This window comes from Acidovorax sp. A79 (genome assembly GCF_041154505.1).
Lineage (GTDB): Bacteria > Pseudomonadota > Gammaproteobacteria > Burkholderiales > Burkholderiaceae_C > Acidovorax.
Window position 1 is genome coordinate 542,067 of record NZ_AP028672.1, and the last position, 15,461, is coordinate 557,527.

Here is a 15,461-nt window from a genome sequence, read left to right on the forward strand (position 1 = left end):
CACTGGCACCCTCACCTTATTGCACACTCAGGCGCACGGCCTTCTGGTCGGCGTCGAACAGGAGCCGGCTGGGCCACGGCTTCCAGTTCTGGTTCACCGTCGCGTTGTTCGGATCTCCCGTGTGCACGAACGCGCGCACGCTGTCCATCATGGCCTTGGAGAGCGCCAGGCGCCCTGGCTGGTTGGCCGCGCTGTTGGTGGCCCTGGCAAAGACCGAGGGCCCGAAGTTGCCAAACAGGAACGGCAGGTCGAACGCATGCGCCGCGCCGTACACGTCGTTCCAGGGCGCGGGCTGCTGCGCCCAGTTGAACTGGTAGCTCCATACCGCGGATTGCTGGCTGCGCAGGGTGTTGAGCAGGTTGTCGCGGCTCGGGTCGATGAACACGCTGCCCAGCAGGCGGGTGCGCGCGTTGTAGCCCGTGCCGGGCGCCGTCACGGGCAGATAGGAGGCATCCAGGATGTCGCCGGCCGTGAGCGTGGTGGGCGCGTCGGGGTTGAACTTCTGCATCATCGCGAAGCGGTCCGCGTCGGAAATCTTCATCCCCGGCTTGCCCCCCAGCAATGCCAGGAACGGCGCGAACAGCTTGCCCTCGTCCGCCGTGTAGCCGGACAGGACAGGCACCTTGTGATAGCGCCCGGCTCCCAGTTCGGCGATCGGATCGGCGGGCACCACCACGCCGTCGGGGATGGGGCCGGACCCGGTGAGCCCGTTCTTGAGCAGCGTCTGCAGGATCACGCTCGCATCCTTGCCGCGCAGGTAGCCGGCCACCTGGGAGGCGGGCCAGCCCGCGACCAGTGCCTGGGCGGCGGGCAACGCGGGCGCCAGGCCGTCGGCCAGGGCCAGATGCGCCAGCAGCATGCCGGACTGGGTGGCATACCGGGATGCAGGATTGAGCGTGGGAATGGAGCCGGGCGGCAGATTCGCCGCCAGCGAAATCCCCCCGCTCACCGGCAGGAGCTTGTGGAACAGCCCAGCAGCCTGGGGCGCCGTCAGCAGCGCCAGCGCATTGATGGCGCCCGCCGACTGCCCCATCAGGGTGACATTGCCCGCGTTGCCGCCAAAACCGGCGATGTTGTTCTGGATGAAGCGCAGTGCCTGCACGTTGTCGAGCAGGGCGTAGTTGCCTGTATAGGGCTGGCCGCCGCCGTGCAGCTGGGGCAGCTGCATGAACCCCAGCACGTCCAGGCGGTAGTTGGCGGTCACCACCACGGCATTGGCCGCGCGGGCCAGCGCCGCGCCGTCGTACACGGGATCGGCGGTGTAGCCCGAGATGGCGCTGCCGCCGTGCAGGAACAGCAGCACGGGGAGGTTGTCCTGCGACGTGGCCGGGCGCCAGATGTTGAGCGTCAGGCAATCCTCGTTCCCCACGGGCGTGTTGAGCGTCTGGCCGATGGTGTCGTCGAACCGGTTGTTGGCGCCGGGACCGTAGATGCGGCCCATCTGCAGGCAGGCATTGCCGAACTGGCTGGCATTGCGTTCGCCCGACCACGCCACGGGCTCCACCGGCGGCTGCCAGCGCAGCTCGCCCACCGGCGGCCTCGCGAAGGGAATGCCCTTCCAGGCATAGGTGCCGGTGGCGGCGCTGTCGTCCACGCCACGCACCATGCCGTAGCGGGTTTCCCGCAGCTCGGGGGGCTTGCCGTCCGAACCGCCACACGCCGTTGTCGCCAACACCGACAGCACGGCGGCACTCCACCGCAGACACCACTGAAAATCGGGCATGTTTTGTCTCCTTTGGGGTTTTCAGGAATGGGGCGGGCCTCTCTGAAGCGTCACACTTGCGGCAGGGCCCGTCCTCAGCGACGATTGTGTGAATGCTTCGCCTTCGGCCCACTATCGCAACCTCGCCAAAACAGTGACTTCAGAACACCACCCTAGCGTTAACCCTGAGGGGAAAAACCACCCATGACCCCACGCACCAGTTCGGCCGCCTGGGTGCGGGGCATCGCGGACATGTTCGCGGCCGAGGGCCTGCCGGCCGCACAGCTGTGCACCGAGGCGGGCATCGACCTGGCCGCGCTGCACCTGCCCCAGACCCGCGTCGACGTGGACCGCGTGAGCCGCCTGTGGGAGCTGGCCGCGGCGCAGTACGGCAAGCCGGGGCTGGGGCTCGACCGCAACCTGACCGGGCGCTACGGCAACGTGGATCTGGTGGGCTATGCGCTGGCGTCGGGCCCCAATCTCCTCGTTGGGTTTCAGCACCTGCAGCGGCACATGGCGGTGATCTCGGACGCCACCACCTTCGAGATGGAGCGCGGGCCGCGCGGGTACTGGCTCGTCCTGAGCCACATCGGCGCCACACGGCCCATTCCGCGCCAGCGGGTCGAGTTCGCCGTGCTGACCCTGCTGACCCTGTGCGGCTGGCTGACGCGCCGCGAGCTCACGCCGCTGGCGGTCGAACTCATCACCCCGCCGCCCGCGGACGAGGCGCGCTACCGCTCCGCCTTCGGCCTGCTGCCGCACTTCAGCCAGCCCGCCAACCGCTTCCTGCTGGCCGAGGCCGACCTTCTGGCCCCCATTCCCACCCACAACCCCAGCCTGTGGGCCCTGCACGAAAGACTGGTCGAGACCGAACTGGACCACCTGGGCCAGACGCTGGCCAGCACGCGCGTGCGCACCGAGGTGGCCCGCATCCTGCACCTGGGCGAACCCCGCCGCGAAGACGTGGCGGCGCGCCTGCACCTGACCGACCGCACGCTGCAGCGGCGCCTGCAGGCCGAATCCGTGAGCTACCAGCAACTGCTGGACGACACCCGGCGCGAGCTGGCCGGCCAGTACCTGAGCGATGAGCGCCGCAGCCTGGCGGAGGTGGCCGATCTGCTGGGGTTCGCCGACCAGAGCAACCTGTTTCGGGCGTGCAAGCGCTGGTTCGGCATGCCGCCCGGCCAGTACCGGGCCCACGTACTGCACGCGGAGCCCGAAAGCACGGCATCCGAACAGGGCGCCTGAGAACAACCCGGCGAACCCACGCGGGCCGCGCGGCGGCCTGCGCGCGGCGCAACGGGTTCCACCCTCCCCCACCCATGGCCCTGCCGGGGCCGGGGCATCACCGGTGCGAGACAATCGAGCCCATGAACCTGCCCGCCGACAGCGACACCACCGCCGACATCGGCCTGGCCTGGAACCATGGTTTCGCGACCCTGGGACCGGACTTTTTCACCGAACTGCGCCCGACCCCGCTGCCCGCGCCGCACTGGGTGGGAACCAGCGCCGCCGTGGCGCGGCTGATCGGCCTGGACCCTGCATGGCTGGAGAGCGACGAAGCCCTGCAGGCCTTCACGGGCAACGTGCTGCTCGCTGGCTCGCGGCCCCTTGCAAGCGTCTACAGCGGGCACCAGTTCGGCGTCTGGGCCGGCCAGCTGGGCGACGGCCGGGCCATCCTGCTGGGGGAAACCGCCGGCGGGTTGGAAATCCAGCTCAAGGGCGCGGGGCGCACGCCCTACTCCCGCATGGGCGACGGGCGGGCCGTGCTGCGCTCCAGCATCCGCGAATTCCTGTGCAGCGAGGCCATGCATGGCCTGGGCATTCCGACATCGCGCGCGCTGTGCATCACCGGCTCGCCCGCGCCCGTGCGCCGCGAAGAGATCGAAACAGCCTCCGTGGTCACGCGCGTGGCCCCCAGTTTCGTGCGCTTTGGCCATTTCGAGCACTTCGCCGCCAACGACCTGCAGCCACAGCTTCGGGCCCTGGCCGACTATGTCATCGACCGCTACTACCCTGAATGCCGGGGCACCACCGAGGTCGGCGGCAATGCCTACGCCGCGCTGCTGCAGGCCGTGAGCGAGCGCACGGCCAGGCTGATGGCGCAGTGGCAGGCCGTGGGGTTTTGCCACGGGGTGATGAACACCGACAACATGAGCATCCTGGGCCTGACCATCGACTACGGCCCTTTCCAGTTTCTGGATGCCTTCGTGCCCGGCCACGTGTGCAACCACAGCGATACCCAGGGCCGCTATGCCTACAACCGCCAGCCCAACGTGGCGTACTGGAACCTGTTTTGCCTGGCGCAGGCGCTGCTGCCCCTGATCGGCGACCAGGAACTGGCCAAGCAGGCCCTGGAGTCCTACAAGAGCGTGTTCCCCGAGGAATTCATGGCCCGCATGCGCGCCAAGCTGGGGCTTGCGGGCGCCAGCGAAGGCGATGGGCAACTGATCGACGGCATCCTGCTGCTGCTCGCCCGCAACGGTGTGGACTACACGATCTTCTGGCGCCGCCTGTCGCATGCAGTGGCCGGGCGCGATTTCGAGCCGGTGCGGGACCTGTTTGCCGACCGCGCCGCCCTGGACCAGTGGTTGCTATCCTATTCAGAGCTACTGACGCTTGATGGGCAAGCGCCAGCAGCCGATTTAATGCTGAAAACGAATCCCAAGTTCGTCTTGCGCAACCACCTGGGCGAGCAAGCCATCCGCGCGGCGAAACTTGGCGACTTCAGCGAACTCCAAACCCTTCAGCGGCTGCTGGAGTACCCCTTCGACGAGCACCCCGGGCACGACGCCTACGCAGCCTTCCCGCCCGACTGGGCGTCTTCCATCGAGATCAGCTGTTCATCATGACCTACCCCGTCCAGAAGACCGAAGCCGAGTGGCAAGCCATCCTGCAGGGCAAGGGCGCCGAACCCGCCGCCCTGCAGGTGACGCGCCATGCCGCCACCGAACGCCCCTTCACCGGCAAATACGAGGCCCACTGGGCCGATGGCAGCTACCACTGCATCTGCTGCGGCGCGAAATTGTTCGATTCGGTGACCAAGTTCGATGCCGGCTGCGGCTGGCCCAGTTTCTCCGAGGCCATCCCCGGGGCGATCACCGAGATCGTGGACCGCAGCCATGGCATGGTCCGCACCGAGACAGTGTGTGCACAATGCGGGGCCCACCTGGGCCATGTCTTCGAAGATGGCCCCACCCCCACCGGCCTGCGCTACTGCATGAACTCGGCCTCGCTGGATTTCGAATCCGGCAAGGACTGAGCCCCGAGACCCGCCCCTGACCCCATGAAAATCCTGATCGACTTCTTCCCCATCCTGCTGTTCTTCGGGGCCTACAAGCTGTACGGCATCTATGTGGGCACCGCGGTGCTCATGGGCGCCACCGTCGCGCAGATGGCCCTGATCTACGCCATCGACCGGCGCCTGCAGACCATGCACAAGGTGACCCTGGTGCTGATCCTGCTGTTCGGCACGCTCACGCTGGTGCTGCAGGACGACCGCTTCATCAAGTGGAAGCCCACCGTGCTGTACGGCGCCATGTCCGTCGCGCTCGCGGTGGCGGTGTGGATCATGAAGAAGAACTTCCTCAAGATGCTGCTGGGCAGCCAGCTGACCCTGCCAGAGGGTGTGTGGCACCGGCTGAACGTCGCCTGGATCGTGTACTGCGCGTTCATGTCGGCCATCAACGCGTATGTCGTCGTCAACTTCAGCACCGAGGCCTGGGTGGACTTCAAGCTCTGGGGGTATGCCTTCCCGCTGGTCTTCCTGGTGGGCCAGGGCATCTATGTGGCGCCCCACCTCAAGGGCGACGAAGGCGATGAGCCCGCAGCCTGAAGGACGACCTGCCATGACCACACTCGCGCAGCAGATGCACCAGGCCCTGGCGGACCGGCTCACGCCCACGGCCCTGGAAGTGCTCGACGAAAGCGCCGCCCATGCGGGACATGCGGGGGCCAACGGCACTGGTTTCGGCACCCATTTCCGGGTCCGCATTTCGTCACCTTTGTTTACAGGCAAGGCCCGGGTCGCGCAGCACCGCCTTGTGTATGATGCGCTGCAAGAATTTATTGACCAAGGGGTTCACGCCCTTGCCATTGAAGTTCTCTGAACCGGCCCCCATGTCCCCAGTTGCCGGAACTCAGCTGGCAAACAACCTCTCATTTTTTGGATTCCGCATGAAGAAACAGCTCCTGTCCGGCCTCGTGGCCGCCGCCGTGCTGGGCACGATGGCCCTGCCCGTTTCCGCCCAGAATGTCGCCATCGTCAACGGCAAGGCCGTGCCGAAAGAGCGCGTCGAGGCACTCAAGCAGCAAGTGGAGCGCTCGGGCCGCCCCGTGACACCGGACATCGAAGGCCAGATCAAGGAAGAAGTCATCACCCGCGAAATCTTCATGCAGGAAGCGCAAAAGCGCGGCCTGGAAGGCTCGGCGGACTACAAGGCGCAAATGGATCTGGCCCGCCAGACCATCCTGATCCGCGAACTGTTCGCCGACTACCAGAAGAAGAACCCGGTGACCGATGCCGAGATCCAGGCTGAGTACGACAAGTTCGTCGCGGCCAACAGCGGCAAGGAATACAAGGCCAGCCACATCCTGGTGGAAAAGGAATCGGATGCCAAGGCCATCATCGCTTCCATCAAGAAGGGCGCCAAGTTTGAAGACATCGCCAAGAAGCAATCCAAGGATCCAGGGTCCGGTGCCAAGGGCGGCGACCTGGATTGGGCCAACCCTTCCAGCTATGTGAGTGAATTCACCGAAGCCCTGGTCAAGCTCGAAAAGGGCAAGATGACCGACGCCCCCGTGAAGAGCCAGTTCGGCTGGCACGTCATCCGCCTGGACGATGTGCGCCAGGCAGAACTGCCCAAGCTGGAAGAAGTGAAGCCCCAGGTGGCACAGCAGCTGCAACAGCAAAAGCTGGCGAAGTTCCAGGAAGACCTGCGCGCGAAGGCCAAGGTCGAGTAACGGGTCCCGCCGCATCGCATTGCTGCGATGCCCGCCCGAAACGAACGCGGCCCAGGCCGCGTTTTTTCATGGTGGCACAGCCGCGTTTCTGTCGATGCCGCATGCAGCGCATGCATCAGCGCCCCCCTGCTCCCCGCGCGCTAGCTAGCCCTTCGTCGTCATCCAGGCCATGGCCATCAGCAGTCCGATCATCACGGGCTGGTGCAGCATGTAGTAGCTCAGGCTCCACCGGCCCAGCAGTGCCAGGGGCTGAAAAGCCCCCGGAAGCCGCCCAAACGGCGCCCCCCCGGCCCGCGCCCCCGCCGCCATGGCCCATTGGCCAGCGGCCAGCCCCCACCACAGCACGCCCAGCCAGGGCAGCACCGGCACGTAGTCCTCCGTGAACGGCTTGCGAGAAACCAGGCCCAGCCAGTTGAGGGCACGTCCGTTGAACCACGGCGCGGCCTCGGACCATGCGCTGGCCAGAAGCTGCTGCGCCAGCGGCGGAAGCGCCACCGCCACCAGCCCTGCCAGCCACAGCCACCGCCCCCAGCCCGCCGTGCCTCGGGCGATGAGCAGCATCACCGCCATGCCGTGGAGCACGCCAAAATAGATAAAGCTGCGCGGGAACATCACGAACGACCCCGCGGACACCAGCAGCGCGCAGCCGGCGATCTGCAGCCATCGCCGCCCAAACCGTCGCCACCCCTGCCCCTGCTGCAGTGCAATGGCCTGCCCCAGGCCGGCACAGAACAGGAACAGGCTCACGATCGCCGTGCGCTGCAGGGTCCAGACCGGATCGCCCCGAAAATCCTGGGGCCAGAAACCCAGATGACTCAGGTCAAAGCAAAAATGAAAAACCGTCATCCACACCATCGCCAGGCCGCGCAGGGCATCGACGCTGTCATAGCGCGGCGACGAATGGGAAAACGAAGCGGGTAAAGGGGAAGGCACGCGGTTCATTGCATTGCAGGCGAAGGGGCGGCGAGCGGTGACGGGGGTGCGGATGGCAGCTCGCCACGGCGAGCCCCGATGGTACGGAAATCCGATGCCGCCGCGGCAGCCGCGTGGAACCGCAACCAGGAACCGGGAAAACCAGCAGGCAAGAAAAAAGGCCCTGCAGCATGTGCTGCAAGGCCTTCAAACATTGGTCGGAGCGGCGGGATTCGAACTCGCGACCCTCTGCTCCCAAAGCAGATGCGCTACCAGGCTGCGCTACGCTCCGACAGCTCGTATTCTAACCCGGGAATTTGCCTGTTTTTGGCTCGATGCCCGCTTTTTGTGATTTTTCTGAAAGCAATTCATGGGGACCGGCACCGACGGGTATCACACCCCGTGCGAAGCAGCGCACGGTCACGGGAACAGCAAGAAAACCAGCGGACCTCAAGCCCAGGGGATCAGCGGTTGCTGGAAGGGCCAGGGCCGCGGCCGGCCAGATGGCGGAAGGTGATGCGCCCCTTGGTCAGGTCATAGGGCGACATTTCCAGGGATACCTTGTCACCCGCCAGGATGCGGATGTGGTGCTTGCGCATCTTTCCGCCGGTGTATGCGATCAGTTGGTGACCGTTGTCCAGCGTGACGCGAAAGCGCGAGTCGGGCAAGACTTCCGTCACGGAGCCTTGCATTTCAATGAGTTCTTCTTTGGCCATGTTCTATCTCTTCAAAACAAATATTCTGTGATCGGCGCCTGATTCGTGCATCCGCCACGGCAGCTACCGCGTGGGACGGTGCTCGACACACGGTGCATTGCGGGCGGTGGGAGTCGCTGCACCCGGGGCGCAGATCAGGCAGAGGGCCGGGGGAGACGGCGTCAATGGACAGGCAGAGCGCTGTGCAAAGCCTGTCGATTGTACCGCGATGTGCAGCAATCTGCCTACGGTCTTGCCTGGGCGGCCGGGGCCGCCTGCGCACGAGGCGCCCGGGGCGGCGCAGACATGCCATCTTCGGCGCGCCCCTGCACGGCCACGGCGAGGGTCCGCACCAGATCGGTCTGGGTGATGACGCCCGCCAGGCGGTCTTCTTCGTCCACGATGGGGATGTGGTGGTGGCCCCCCTGCGAAAACAGGGGAACGAGGTCCATGGCGTGCTGCCCGGTCCGGGCCACCTGAACCGGGTGGGACATGATCTGGTCCACCGCAGTGGGCTGGCCGCTGCGGCCCATGACCAGCGCACGCAGGCGCTGGCCCAGGCCTTCATGCAGGTCCAGGTTGGCGAGCCGCATGAAATCCGCCACGGTCACGATCCCGATGACCTGCCGCTGCATATCGACCACGGGCAGCGCCTTGATCTGCTCGCTGCGCATCAACGTCCATGCCTCCTTGAGCGAGACACCCGCCTCCACCGCGAACGGAGGCTTGGACATGATGTCCGCACAGCGCACATCTCCCAGCGTGCGCTGGAACGCGGCACGCCCCGCCAGATGGAGCAGCCCCTCCAGGTCGGCCCGGCTGACATCGAGCACCTGGTTGTAGTGGGCCAGCGCCGCGTCCACGTCAGAGGCGGTGAACGCGCCTTTGGCGACGTGGGTTCTGGGCGCCACCCGCTGTGGATGAGGATACCGGCGCCCGGTGAGACCGTTGTAGACCATGGCCGCGATCAGCAGGATCACGACATTGAACAGGATGGGAAACACGGCCAGATGCAAGCCATCGCCCGCCGTCAGCACCACATACAGGGCCATGGCACCGCCAGGCGGGTGCAGGCAGCGCAGCGGCACCATGAGCGCGATGGCCAGTCCCACGGCCAGGGCGCCGGATATCACGGGGTCAGGCACCACCGCCGAGCACAGCGCCCCCACCAGCGCCGACAGCGTGCTGCCGCCCAGCACCGGCCACGGCTGCGCCAGGGGACTCGACGGCATGCCGAACACCAGCACGGCGCTGGCCCCCAGGGACGCCACCATCCAGGGGCCCGAGGCCGCGTCGCCCGCCCACCACCGGCTGAGCAATGCTGTGATGAGAACCCCGATCACGGCACCGGCGATAAAACGCAGGCGTTCACGCCCGTCGATGCCCAGCGGCGCAGGCCAGAAATTGCGAAGCCAACGCAGGGTCCGGACATACGCAGATGCGTCTGCCCCCTCCATGGCGGCAGAAGAAGACACGGAATGATCGGAGTCGGATGGGGGCATGGAGCAGCAGCAGCGGTTCGGCAACGCAACCGCTTCAGGGCGGAGTCCCTCGCCGTCACGAGGGGCATGAGGCACGGGCGTTCGAAAGGAGATTCTGGACAACCCCTATTTTGCCGCCTTCATGCCAGGCGATCCCGGGGCGCCCCACCAAGCCCCCATCGCTGTGTCCCCGGTACGGGTAAGCCATAGGTTTCCTGCAGGGGACGTTGGGGTAAATTGCTTTAAGCCTAAACAAAGGAGCTCCATTCCATGACCACCCGCCGCCTCGTCATCAGCCGCAGCGCCGCCCTCGTTGGCGCCGCATCCACGGGCCTGTTGCTGCCCTCCATCGTGCGTGCGCAAAGCGGCAAGGTACGGGTGGGTTTCATGCTGCCCTACACGGGCACCTTCGCCCAATTGGGGGTGGCCATCGAGAACGGCGTGCGCCTGGCCATCGACCAGCAAGGCGGCAAGCTCGGCGGGCGCGAGATTGAGTGGTTCAAGGTGGATGATGAGTCCGAGCCCAGCAAGGGCGTCGAAAACGCCAGCAAGCTGGTGCAGCGCGACAAGGTGGACGTGCTGATCGGCACCGTGCACTCGGGCGTGCAGATGGGCATCCAGAAGGTGGCGCGCGACACCGGCGTGCTCAACCTCATCCCCAACGCGGGCGTGCATGCCGCCACGCGCGCCCTGTGCGCCCCCAACGTGTTCCGAACCTCCTTCAGCAATTCCCAGCCCACGCTGGCCCTGGGCAAGGCCATGGTCGAGAAGGGCCACAAGAAGGCCGTCTGGATCACCTGGAAGTACGCGGCCGGCGACGAGGCCTTCGAAGGCTTCAAGCAAAGCTACACCGCCGCGGGCGGCACCATCGTCAAGGAGCTGGGCCTGCCCTTCCCCAATGTGGAGTTCCAGGCGTTGCTGACCGAGATCGCCGCGCTCAAGCCCGATGCCGTGGCCTGTTTCTTCGCCGGCGGGGGCGCCGCCAAGTTCATCCGGGACTACGCGGCGGCAGGCCTCAAGGACAAGATTCCGCTGTACGGGTCGGGCTTCCTGACCGAAGGCGTGCTGGACGCTGCGGGCCCTGCGGCCGACGGCATCATCACCACCATGCACTACAGCGATTCGCTGGACACGCCGCGCAACAAGCAGTTCCGCCTGGAATACGCCAAGGCGTTCCGCAGCCAGCCCGACGTCTACGCGGTGCAGGGCTACGACACGGGCCTGCTGCTGGTGCAGGGCGCCAATGCCGTGAAGGGTGATCTGTCTGCCAAGCCCGCCGTCATCAAGGCCATGGAAAACGCCACCATCGACAGCCCGCGCGGCAAGTGGACGATGAGCAAGTCGCACAACCCGGTGCAGGACATCTACCTGCGCCGCGTGGAGAACAAGGAAAACAAGGTGATCGGCGTGGCCGCCAAGGCCCTGGCCGACAGCGGCGCAGGATGCCGAATGGGCTGAAGCCCCCGCGCGCCGCGGACGGCCCGCCCAAGGCGCGCCCCGCCTTCCGTGGCGGCAACCCGCGACTTTGACACAATGCACCAAGGGGCTGCCCGGGGGCAGGCCCGTCTGCCGTGCGCCCGGACTTTGCGGCCACCTTCCTCGAACCTCCTTCCATGTCGCTCAGTACCTACCTGCTTTACCTCGCCGCAGTGGCCCTGCTGGTCCTGTCCCCCGGACCGACGATGCTCATGTGCATGACCAGTTCCCTGCAGCACGGCCCGCGCAAGGCCCTGGCCGCGGCGGCAGGCAGCGTGACAGCGGTTCTGGGCACGATGCTGCTGTCCGCCCTGGGGCTGGGGGCGCTGCTGGCGGCCTCCGAAACCGCATTCTGGGTGCTCAAGGCCGCGGGCGCGGCCTACCTGATCTGGCTTGGCATCAAGACCTTCCGCAGCCAGACCACGGTGTTCGACCACATGCCCGCGAAGGGCGACCAGTCCAAGGCCACGGCCTTTGCGCGCAAGCTCTACGTCCAGGGGTTGATCGTGGGCGGCAGCAACCCCAAGGCGTTGCTGTTCTTCACCGCGTTCTTTCCCCAGTTTCTGGATCCGGCAGCGGCGTGGGCGCCACAGTTCGCCGTGCTGGCAAGCACCTTTGTGGCCTTTGAATTCACGGTGCTCACGCTGTGCGCCCTGGGCGTGGCGCGCCTGGCACCGGTGCTGCGTTCCGGCATCCGCATGCGCTGGTTCAACCGCGTCTCGGGCGGCCTGTTCACGCTGATGGGCGCGCTCCTGCTGGCCACGCGCCGCGCCGCCTGACCCTTGCGCCAGCACGCCATGGACTTCGCCACTTTCCTGATCCAGCTGCTCAACAGCGTGCAGTACGGGCTGCTGCTGTTCATGCTGGCGGCGGGCCTCACCTTGATCTTCGGGATCATGGGCGTGGTGAACCTCGCGCATGGAAGCTTCTACATGCTGGGAGCCTACCTGGGCTATTCGCTGTCGGGCTACTTCGGCAGCCTCACGCTCGCCATCCTTGGCGGCACGGTGCTGGCCGTGGTCTTTGGCCTGGCTCTGGAGTGGCTGCTGTTTCGCCACTTCTACCACCGCGACCACCTGGACCAGGTGCTGCTCACCTTCGGCCTCATCTACATCTTCGAGGAACTGCGCTCCATCCTCTGGGGCGACGACGTGCACGGCGTGGCGATTCCGCCGGTGCTGGAATGGTCCATCCCGCTCACCGACACCCTTTCCTACCCCGTGTACCGGCTCTTCATTTCCGGGGTCTGCATCGCGCTGGCGCTGGCCCTGTACCTGCTGATCTCCAGGACCCGGCTGGGCATGAAGATCCGCGCCGGCGCGTTCAACCGCGACATGGCCGAATCGCTGGGCGTGAACATCAAGCTCATCCATGCCATCGTGTTCGCCCTCGGCGTGGGGCTGGCCGCTGTCGCGGGCATGGTGGCCGCGCCGGTGTCCAGCGTCTATCCCAACATGGGCTCCTCGGTGCTCATCATGTGCTTCGTGGTGGTGGTGATCGGCGGCATCGGTTCCGTGCGCGGCGCACTCATCGCGGCGCTGCTGGTGGGCTTTGTCGATACATTCGGCAAGGTGCTCTTGCCCTCCATGGCCGGGATGCTGGTCTATATGCTGATGGCGGCTGTGCTGCTGTGGAAACCTGAAGGTCTTTTCAAGCAATGATGCCCCCCACGTTCATCACTTCGTGTATTTCGCTGCCCGCCCCGGGGCGCCCCGGCGGCAGCGCATGAGCACGCCCCGCGCCAACATCGAGGTGCTGCCGCGCAGCGTGCAATTCGCCCTGGCACTGGGGCTGGCTGCGCTGCTGCTGTTCCCGGTCGTCGGCAGCGACTTCTACGTGCAGATGGTCACGCGCATGATGATCATGGCCATCTTCGCCATGAGCCTGGACCTGCTGCAGGGCGTGACCGGCCTGGTCTCGCTGGGCCATGCCGCCTACTTTGGCGTGGCGGGCTACGCGCTCGCGTTCCTCACGCCCGCCGACATGCCGGTGAGCCTGTGGTGGTCGCTGCCGCTGGCCGTGGCCGGCGCGGGGCTGGTGGCGCTGTTCATCGGCTTTTTCGTGGTGCGCACGCACGGCATCTACTTCATCATGGTCACCATGGCGTTCGCGCAGATGGTGTTCTATCTGTTCTTCGACAACAAGGTCCTGGGCGGCTCGGATGGCCTGTACATCAACTTCCGGCCCGACGCCTCCATCTTCGGCTGGCTGCCGTTCGACCTGGAAGGCCGCAAGACCTTCTACTACTTCACCCTCGCCCTGGTGGTCATCGTCTATGTGCTGCTGCGCCGCCTGCTCTGGAGTCCGCTGGGCCGCGCGCTTTCGGGCATCCGCATCAACGAGCACCGCATGCGCGCCATGGGCTTTGGCACGCGCGGCTACAAGCTCACCGCCTTCACCGTGGCGGGTGCGCTCGCGGGGCTGGCGGGCTACCTGTGGGGCGCGCAGACGGGCTATGTGAACCCGGAGCTGATGGGCTTTCACATGAGTGCCCACGCCATCATGATGATCATCCTGGGCGGCATGGGCAACTTCGCGGGCGCCATCGTGGGCGCCTTCGCGTTCGAGTACCTGCTGCACGTGTTCAAGGACATCACCAAGCACTGGCAGCTGCTGATGGGCAGCTTCATCGTGCTGGTGGTGGTGGCCGCGCCGCGCGGGCTGCTGGGCATGCTGGGGCAGCGCCGGGCCGCCAGGGCGCAGGAGGAGGGTCCGCACCATGGCCGATGAAACCCTGCTCTCGGCCCGCCAGCTCACCAAGCGGTTCGGCGGCCTGGCCGCAGTCAACGGAGTGTCGCTGGACCTGTGGCGTGGCCGCATCCATGCCGTGATCGGCCCCAACGGCGCGGGCAAGTCCACGCTGACCAACCTGCTCTCGGGCGACCTGGCGCCCACCTCCGGGATGGTGCAGCTTGGCGGCACCGAGGTGACCGGGTGGGCCCCCGAGCGCATCTCGCGCCAGGGCCTGGGCCGCAGCTACCAGAAGACCAACATCTTCTTGCCGCTCACGGTGCACGAAAATGTGCGCCTGGCCGCCCAGTCGCGCGATGCGCAGCAGCCCTGGAATCCGCTGCGCTGGTGGCAGGACACGCGCGCCAACACTATCAAAAACAGAGCTACCCACGCCCGCCTGGAAAGCGCCATCGAGCTTTCTGGCTTGAAGGACAGGCGCATGGCGATTGCAGGCGCCATGAGCCACGGCGAGCAGCGCCAGCTCGAAATCGCGATGACCCTGGCCACCGAGCCGCGGGTGCTGCTGCTCGACGAGCCCCTGGCCGGCATGGGCGTGGCCGAGGCCGAACGCATGGTCGAGCTGCTGCAGCGCCTCAAGCCCGCCCACGCCATCATGCTGGTGGAGCACGACATGGATGCCGTGTTCGCGCTGGCCGACCACCTTACCGTGATGGTCAACGGCGAAGTCATCGCCCACGGAACGCCCCCCGAGGTGCGCGCCGATGCCACGGTGCAAGCCGCATACCTGGGGGAGGATCACTGACATGGCGACTCCCTGGATTGATGCGCGCGGCATCCACACCTTCTATGGTCCCAGCCACATCCTGCACGGCGTGGACTTCACCGTCGGCCAGGGCGAGACCATCGGCCTCATGGGCCGCAACGGCATGGGCAAGAGCACGCTGCTCAAGTCGCTGATGGGCCTGGTCAAGCCCCGCTCCGGCTCGGTGACCGTCGCGGGCCGCGACATGACCGGCCGCCCGCCCTTCGAAGTGTCGCGCCTGGGCGTGGCCTACGTGCCCGAGGGGCGCGGCATCTTCGGCAACCTCAGCGTGGTCGAGAACCTGCAGATGGCCGCGCGCGCGGGAACCCGGGGCCAGCGGGACTGGACCTACGAACGCGTGCTGGAGACCTTCCCGCGCCTGAAGGAGCGCCTGGGCCACGGCGGCCAGCAGCTCAGCGGCGGCGAGCAGCAGATGCTGACCATCGGCCGGGCGCTCATGACCAACCCCGACGTGCTCATTCTCGACGAGGCCACGGAAGGCCTGGCGCCGCTCATCGCACGCGAGATCTGGCGCATCTGCAGCCTCATCAAGGACAGCGGCATCAGCAGCGTGATCGTGGACAAGAACTGGAAACACGTCACGCAGATCACCGACCGCAACGTCATCCTGGTCAAGGGCCAGGTGGTGTTCGAGGGCAGCTCCGACGCCCTGCATGCGCAGCCGCAGCTGCTGGAGCAGTACCTGGGGGTATGAAGCCCCGGTGGCGGCAGCCCGC

The 15,461-nt window shown here is 66.5% G+C and carries 16 protein-coding genes and 1 tRNA gene; 12 read left to right on the plus strand and 5 right to left on the minus strand.

Features of this window, described 5'->3' with window-relative positions:
* Positions 1–16: 16 nt before the first annotated feature.
* Complete coding sequence (locus ACAM51_RS02435; RefSeq protein ID WP_218294759.1) at positions 17–1,723, minus strand: carboxylesterase/lipase family protein; 1,707 nt, start codon at positions 1,721–1,723, stop codon at positions 17–19.
* Positions 1,724–1,906: 183 nt separating this feature from the next.
* On the opposite strand from ACAM51_RS02435, the gene ACAM51_RS02440 reads away from it, so the two are divergent.
* The 6 genes from ACAM51_RS02440 to ACAM51_RS02465 all read left to right on the plus strand — a co-directional run bounded on the left by ACAM51_RS02440 (position 1,907) and on the right by ACAM51_RS02465 (position 6,664).
* Positions 1,907–2,950, plus strand: coding sequence for an AraC family transcriptional regulator (locus ACAM51_RS02440; protein WP_218341100.1), 1,044 nt, complete (start codon positions 1,907–1,909; stop codon positions 2,948–2,950).
* A 122-nt stretch (positions 2,951–3,072) separates the two neighbouring features.
* The gene (locus ACAM51_RS02445) at positions 3,073–4,554 is read left to right on the plus strand and encodes a YdiU family protein (RefSeq protein WP_369642639.1); all 1,482 of its coding nucleotides are present in this window, start codon (positions 3,073–3,075) and stop codon (positions 4,552–4,554) included.
* Positions 4,551–4,964, plus strand: coding sequence for a peptide-methionine (R)-S-oxide reductase MsrB (gene msrB, locus ACAM51_RS02450; RefSeq protein ID WP_218294756.1), 414 nt, complete (start codon positions 4,551–4,553; stop codon positions 4,962–4,964). Before ACAM51_RS02445 ends, msrB begins: the two co-directional genes overlap by 4 nt.
* A gap of 24 nt (positions 4,965–4,988) precedes the next feature.
* A complete protein-coding gene (locus tag ACAM51_RS02455) occupies positions 4,989–5,537 on the plus strand; it encodes a septation protein A (RefSeq protein WP_218294755.1) in 549 nt (182 codons plus the stop codon).
* A gap of 13 nt (positions 5,538–5,550) precedes the next feature.
* The gene (locus ACAM51_RS02460; RefSeq protein WP_218294754.1) at positions 5,551–5,811 is read left to right on the plus strand and encodes a BolA family transcriptional regulator; all 261 of its coding nucleotides are present in this window, start codon (positions 5,551–5,553) and stop codon (positions 5,809–5,811) included.
* Positions 5,812–5,878: 67 nt separating this feature from the next.
* The gene (locus ACAM51_RS02465) at positions 5,879–6,664 is read left to right on the plus strand and encodes a peptidylprolyl isomerase (protein ID WP_218294753.1); all 786 of its coding nucleotides are present in this window, start codon (positions 5,879–5,881) and stop codon (positions 6,662–6,664) included.
* A gap of 144 nt (positions 6,665–6,808) precedes the next feature.
* On the opposite strand, the gene ACAM51_RS02470 is transcribed toward ACAM51_RS02465, so the two are convergent.
* The 4 genes from ACAM51_RS02470 to ACAM51_RS02485 form a co-directional block, all read right to left on the minus strand.
* On the minus strand, positions 6,809–7,606 hold the full coding sequence (locus ACAM51_RS02470; protein WP_369642640.1) for a DUF1624 domain-containing protein: 798 nt from the start codon (positions 7,604–7,606) through the stop codon (positions 6,809–6,811).
* 185 nt (positions 7,607–7,791) lie between these two features.
* Positions 7,792–7,868 (minus strand) — tRNA-Pro (locus ACAM51_RS02475).
* Positions 7,869–8,040: 172 nt separating this feature from the next.
* On the minus strand, positions 8,041–8,292 hold the full coding sequence (gene infA, locus ACAM51_RS02480) for a translation initiation factor IF-1 (RefSeq protein WP_218294751.1): 252 nt from the start codon (positions 8,290–8,292) through the stop codon (positions 8,041–8,043).
* A 224-nt stretch (positions 8,293–8,516) separates the two neighbouring features.
* A complete protein-coding gene (locus ACAM51_RS02485; protein WP_255591529.1) occupies positions 8,517–9,728 on the minus strand; it encodes an HPP family protein in 1,212 nt (403 codons plus the stop codon).
* A 294-nt stretch (positions 9,729–10,022) separates the two neighbouring features.
* On the opposite strand from ACAM51_RS02485, the gene ACAM51_RS02490 reads away from it, so the two are divergent.
* The 6 genes from ACAM51_RS02490 to ACAM51_RS02515 all read left to right on the plus strand — a co-directional run bounded on the left by ACAM51_RS02490 (position 10,023) and on the right by ACAM51_RS02515 (position 15,439).
* Entirely contained in the window at positions 10,023–11,210 is a 1,188-nt protein-coding gene (locus ACAM51_RS02490) for an ABC transporter substrate-binding protein (RefSeq protein ID WP_218294749.1), read from the plus strand.
* Positions 11,211–11,365: 155 nt separating this feature from the next.
* Positions 11,366–12,007, plus strand: coding sequence for a LysE family translocator (locus ACAM51_RS02495; protein WP_369642641.1), 642 nt, complete (start codon positions 11,366–11,368; stop codon positions 12,005–12,007).
* 18 nt (positions 12,008–12,025) lie between these two features.
* Complete coding sequence (locus ACAM51_RS02500; RefSeq protein ID WP_218294747.1) at positions 12,026–12,889, plus strand: branched-chain amino acid ABC transporter permease; 864 nt, start codon at positions 12,026–12,028, stop codon at positions 12,887–12,889.
* Between the two features lie 64 nt (positions 12,890–12,953).
* Complete coding sequence (locus ACAM51_RS02505; protein WP_218294746.1) at positions 12,954–13,958, plus strand: branched-chain amino acid ABC transporter permease; 1,005 nt, start codon at positions 12,954–12,956, stop codon at positions 13,956–13,958.
* Positions 13,948–14,724 (plus strand): ABC transporter ATP-binding protein, encoded by a 777-nt coding sequence (locus tag ACAM51_RS02510; protein ID WP_218341094.1) that lies wholly within the window; start codon positions 13,948–13,950, stop codon positions 14,722–14,724. The genes ACAM51_RS02505 and ACAM51_RS02510 overlap by 11 nt, the downstream gene beginning before the upstream one ends.
* 1 nt (position 14,725) lies before the next feature.
* Positions 14,726–15,439, plus strand: coding sequence for an ABC transporter ATP-binding protein (locus ACAM51_RS02515; RefSeq protein ID WP_369642642.1), 714 nt, complete (start codon positions 14,726–14,728; stop codon positions 15,437–15,439).
* The last annotated feature ends 22 nt before the right edge of the window (positions 15,440–15,461 follow it).

Bases quoted from the DNA above. Each gene is read 5' to 3' on its own strand.
- ACAM51_RS02510 (WP_218341094.1), top strand. From the start codon at position 13,948: ATGGCCGATGAAACCCTGCTCTCGGCCCGCCAGCTCACCAAGCGGTTC.
- msrB (WP_218294756.1), top strand. From the start codon at position 4,551: ATGACCTACCCCGTCCAGAAGACCGAAGCCGAGTGGCAAGCCATCCTG.
- ACAM51_RS02495 (WP_369642641.1), top strand. From the start codon at position 11,366: ATGTCGCTCAGTACCTACCTGCTTTACCTCGCCGCAGTGGCCCTGCTG.
- ACAM51_RS02455 (WP_218294755.1), top strand. From the start codon at position 4,989: ATGAAAATCCTGATCGACTTCTTCCCCATCCTGCTGTTCTTCGGGGCC.
- ACAM51_RS02470 (WP_369642640.1), bottom strand. From the start codon at position 7,606: ATGAACCGCGTGCCTTCCCCTTTACCCGCTTCGTTTTCCCATTCGTCG.
- ACAM51_RS02435 (WP_218294759.1), bottom strand. From the start codon at position 1,723: ATGCCCGATTTTCAGTGGTGTCTGCGGTGGAGTGCCGCCGTGCTGTCG.
- ACAM51_RS02490 (WP_218294749.1), top strand. From the start codon at position 10,023: ATGACCACCCGCCGCCTCGTCATCAGCCGCAGCGCCGCCCTCGTTGGC.
- ACAM51_RS02460 (WP_218294754.1), top strand. From the start codon at position 5,551: ATGACCACACTCGCGCAGCAGATGCACCAGGCCCTGGCGGACCGGCTC.
- ACAM51_RS02465 (WP_218294753.1), top strand. From the start codon at position 5,879: ATGAAGAAACAGCTCCTGTCCGGCCTCGTGGCCGCCGCCGTGCTGGGC.
- ACAM51_RS02500 (WP_218294747.1), top strand. From the start codon at position 12,026: ATGGACTTCGCCACTTTCCTGATCCAGCTGCTCAACAGCGTGCAGTAC.
- infA (WP_218294751.1), bottom strand. From the start codon at position 8,292: ATGGCCAAAGAAGAACTCATTGAAATGCAAGGCTCCGTGACGGAAGTC.
- ACAM51_RS02445 (WP_369642639.1), top strand. From the start codon at position 3,073: ATGAACCTGCCCGCCGACAGCGACACCACCGCCGACATCGGCCTGGCC.
- ACAM51_RS02505 (WP_218294746.1), top strand. From the start codon at position 12,954: ATGAGCACGCCCCGCGCCAACATCGAGGTGCTGCCGCGCAGCGTGCAA.
- ACAM51_RS02440 (WP_218341100.1), top strand. From the start codon at position 1,907: ATGACCCCACGCACCAGTTCGGCCGCCTGGGTGCGGGGCATCGCGGAC.
- ACAM51_RS02515 (WP_369642642.1), top strand. From the start codon at position 14,726: ATGGCGACTCCCTGGATTGATGCGCGCGGCATCCACACCTTCTATGGT.
- ACAM51_RS02485 (WP_255591529.1), bottom strand. From the start codon at position 9,728: ATGGAGGGGGCAGACGCATCTGCGTATGTCCGGACCCTGCGTTGGCTT.